This window comes from Flavobacterium sp. (genome assembly GCF_031363805.1).
Taxonomy (GTDB): domain Bacteria; phylum Bacteroidota; class Bacteroidia; order Flavobacteriales; family Flavobacteriaceae; genus Flavobacterium.
On sequence record NZ_JANLVD010000091.1, the window covers coordinates 1 to 3,682 of the forward strand.

A 3,682-nucleotide genomic window follows, 5' to 3' on the forward strand; every position below is an offset into this window, starting at 1 on the left:
CAGGAAGCGACCGTGTGAAGACTGGGAACGCAGACAACAAAAAAAGAGCTGCCATTTTTCTTGGCTGCTCTTTTTTTTGGTGGCAAGTGGTCTGTGGAACGGAGGCTTTTTAGCCGACTGGAACAGCCCAGCGGAACAAAGGAAGCGACCGAAGGGAGACCGCTTTATTGCTTTTCATTGTTTGCTTTTTTATTTGATTGGATGCAATTTATCAATAGCCGTTTTTAAAGCGTTTAGTCCTGTTTGCCGATATTTTTCTGTGGTGTCTGGGCTTTTGTGTCCTGCAAAATGTTGTACTATTCGTAAGTCGTTATTTTTGATTAATAAATTCGCTATTACACTTTGTCGTATCGTTGTTGAAGTTAGTTTCTTTTTGGATTGTTTTTGATAAGTTGATATTAAATAATCTACATCTTCTTTTCTTATTGGAGTTCCTAGTTTACCTAACAATAAAGCATTTTTATCGTTTCTAAAGGTTTTAAGTTTGTTTCTATCTTGATTGATAAATTCATACAATAAAAGGATTTGTTCGGCTTTTAAAGGTAGATTTCTAGCGTTGGTTATTCCTGTTTTATGTATTTGTATTGTGGCTTTTTCTAAATCTATATCAGTTAATTTTATGTTCTCTATTTCTCCAAGTCTTAAACCTTGATGAACCAATAAACTCATTATGATTTTGTTCCTTTTAATTAAAAATGGATAGCGTTCTATTCTTGGAACAAGCAGTATTTGTAGTTCTTTTTCTGTAAATAAATCTTGTAATTGGATTGGATTTTCTTTGCCGTCTCGTATTCTTATGGCTCTAACTGGATTGTCTTTTCGTTTTCCTATTTCAATTAAATAATCATAATACTTTTTGATAGAAGCTATTACTCTTTTTACATTACTTACACTGTGTTGTTTTCTTAATATTTCTACATACTGCATTACTTTTTGATAGTCGTATTTGTCTGCATTTTTATTGTTCTTTTTGTATTTATTGATGTCGTAAACATAACTTTCTATCGAACTTTGCATTAAACTTTGGCTTAAATAATCGGTGATGCTCATTGTTGTAACTTTGTTTTTAAAAAATTAATTCTTGTATAAATCTGCGTGGTTTTAAGTTGGCTGTGTCCTAAAAAATCTCTAACCATTTCTATACTCATTTCATTTTCTAATAAGTGTGTGGCAATACTATGGCGAAGCGAGTGCAAACAATAGTTCTCGGGTTTTAGGCTTTGGGTTCTTTTGAGTATTCTTTTAAATAATTCATACATATTATCGCCTTTTATTTTACTGCCGTAGATGTTCACTAAAAAACTTTCTTCGTCTTCTTTTCTAACGATTTCTGTATAACTAAAGTAATCTTTTAAGTCTTGTACAATGCTTTCAGTAAGTGGTATTACTCTACGTTTTTTGCCTTTTCCTTTTCTAATAAATAGTAGTTTTTGTTCAAAGTTTACATCTTTTATATTTAGGTCTTGGGCTTCACTTCTTCGTAATCCACAACCATAACACAAGTGCAATATTGTTTTTTCTTCTAGGTTTTGAGTGTTTTTGTAGAGTAATTCGATTTCTTCTTGAGTAAATACTATCCGCTCGTTTTTAGTAGTTTGTTTTACTTTTAAATTGTATGGATTTCGTTTTATAATTTTGGTTCTTTCTAAATAATCAAAGTATAATTTAATGGCTAATAGTTGGCTGTAGATGTGGCTTTCGCTTATGGCTTTCTTTGTTACTCTGCTTGGTTTTGTTTTTAGATATTCGTAGTAGTTTTTTATATGTATATCCGTTATTTTTTGAGGAACTTCTTTTATATAATTTAATAAATTTTGTGCATATTTTGGATAATTTACTACTGCATTTTTGCTATATCCCAGGTTTAATAATTCTCTTCTAAAGTCGTTTATTGTATTATCTAGTATCATTTATTATGTTTTTTAGGTTGTACTTTTTATTTCGACCGAACGCTAGAGTTATTTTTTTGGTTTTTGCTTATATAATAGGGTTTTATAGATTTTTTAGTGTTCGTTTGGTGTTCGTTTAGCGTTCGTTAGTGTTCGGTTTTAAGTTTTGGATCTGTTTTATAAAATGGTCTTTTAATTTTTTTCTAACGCTCTGTATGTCATCAAAATAGGCTATTCTATATTTAAATCCTTTGTTGCCGTGTCCAAATTGTTTGATGTATTCCAGTTGTACTAATTGATTGATATAGTATTGTAATTGTGTCTTTTTAAATCCTGTAGTTTCCATTGCTTCGAACCTTGTAAAATCATCTGTTTTAAACTTCTTTTTTAGCCGTTCAAAAAACTGTCGCAAAGAGCCGTCTAACTCGTCAATTTTCAATATTATACTTTCAAAAAGTATTTCTACGGCTTCTTCAACGTCTGTAATTTCGGTGATTAATTTATTGTTTTGGGTTCGTCTATGGTATTGGTTTATAATGGTTATTTGTTTAATAATGCTTTGGAACATTTCATTTAATCTCCGTTTTTTGTGTACGTTTTCAGGTAATTGTATTTGTGTAGCATACGGATTTTGTACTTCTTCTACTTTTAAAGCTCGTAGTATTTTTTGTAATTGTTCTTTGGCTTTCTCTTGGTTATTTTCGTTTATTTCTCCTGCTATGCGCTTGTTTTGATAATTGATAATTTTGTCGGTTTGATCCTGGCTTTCATCAACGGCTAATAAAAAACTCCTACTCATATTATCCTCGTACAAATCGCCTTTGGTTGTGGCACTCAAGGAACTAAAAACGCCTTTTACTTCTTTCTTAACGCTCTTGATATTTCCTTTTTTATCCTTGATTGATACCGAACTCGATAGCTTTTGATTACTTATTAATTCCCGCATTGCAAAAAGTGCTTCTTCTTTTAAGCCGTCTAAATCTTCAATAATTAATAGTTTGTTTACTAGGTCATATTCTCCCCAATTGTAAAGAGAACTTTCTGTAATTCTTGTAAACCTAAGCACGTCTTCTTGTGGGATTAAATCAGCTATTTTACTGATTAAATGGGTTTTTCCGCTGCCGCTGCTTCCTTGTACTATGGCGTGTAATGGCTGTTTTGTTTTGTAGCTTGATGCAATAATGAACAATAATAAACGGCTGTTTGCTTCTCCAACTATTCCGCTTTGTTCTATTAGTTTATTGATTTGTTGTAGTAGATTATCTTGCTTTAAAATATCAATAGTAGTAGGAAGTTGAGAGTTAGAAGTTGGAAGTTTTGGTTCTCTTTTTTCTATTTCAATTTCTTTTTTGACTGTAATTTGTTCTTCAATAGAAAATAAAAAAGGTAGTTCTTTTCTTTGGTCGATTAGATGGATTAAAATTTCGTTTTCGTGTCCTTGGATTAAACTATTAATGTCTTCGTCTTTCGGTGTTTTTACTTGGCTTATTTTTACTTTTGGGTGTAACTCTCGCAGTATTTCAGCGTATTTTATAACCGCTTCGTTTCCTGCTTTGTCTCCGTCAAAAAAGAAAATTATTTCTTCTAACTGTTTTAAGGGTTTGATTGCGTTTAGGATTTCTTCATTTAGTCCGTTGGTTCCATAGCTTGTAAGTAGTGTGTAATTATTAGCTATATCATCTATTTGTAATAAACTTGCCGTGTCGATGATAGCTTCAGTAAGCAGTAATTTTCTGGTATCAGGATTTGGATAATTTGGATAGATTCCTTGTCTGTTCTTCAGATAAAAATGC

At 31.5% G+C, this 3,682-nt stretch carries 3 protein-coding genes; all 3 read right to left on the bottom strand.

Annotated elements, in window-relative coordinates:
• Nucleotides 1-189: 189 nt before the first annotated feature.
• Nucleotides 190-1,050 carry a tyrosine-type recombinase/integrase gene (locus tag RMN92_RS05290; protein ID WP_309608423.1) on the bottom strand — a complete coding sequence of 287 codons (861 nt, stop codon included), beginning with the start codon at nucleotides 1,048-1,050 and terminating at the stop codon, nucleotides 190-192.
• Nucleotides 1,047-1,910, bottom strand: coding sequence for a tyrosine-type recombinase/integrase (locus RMN92_RS05295; RefSeq protein ID WP_309608424.1), 864 nt, complete (start codon nucleotides 1,908-1,910; stop codon nucleotides 1,047-1,049). The genes RMN92_RS05290 and RMN92_RS05295 overlap by 4 nt, the downstream gene beginning before the upstream one ends.
• Before the next feature lie 115 nt (nucleotides 1,911-2,025).
• Nucleotides 2,026-3,682 (bottom strand): toprim domain-containing protein (locus RMN92_RS05300; protein WP_309608425.1); only part of this gene is annotated, 1,657 nt, incomplete at its 5' end.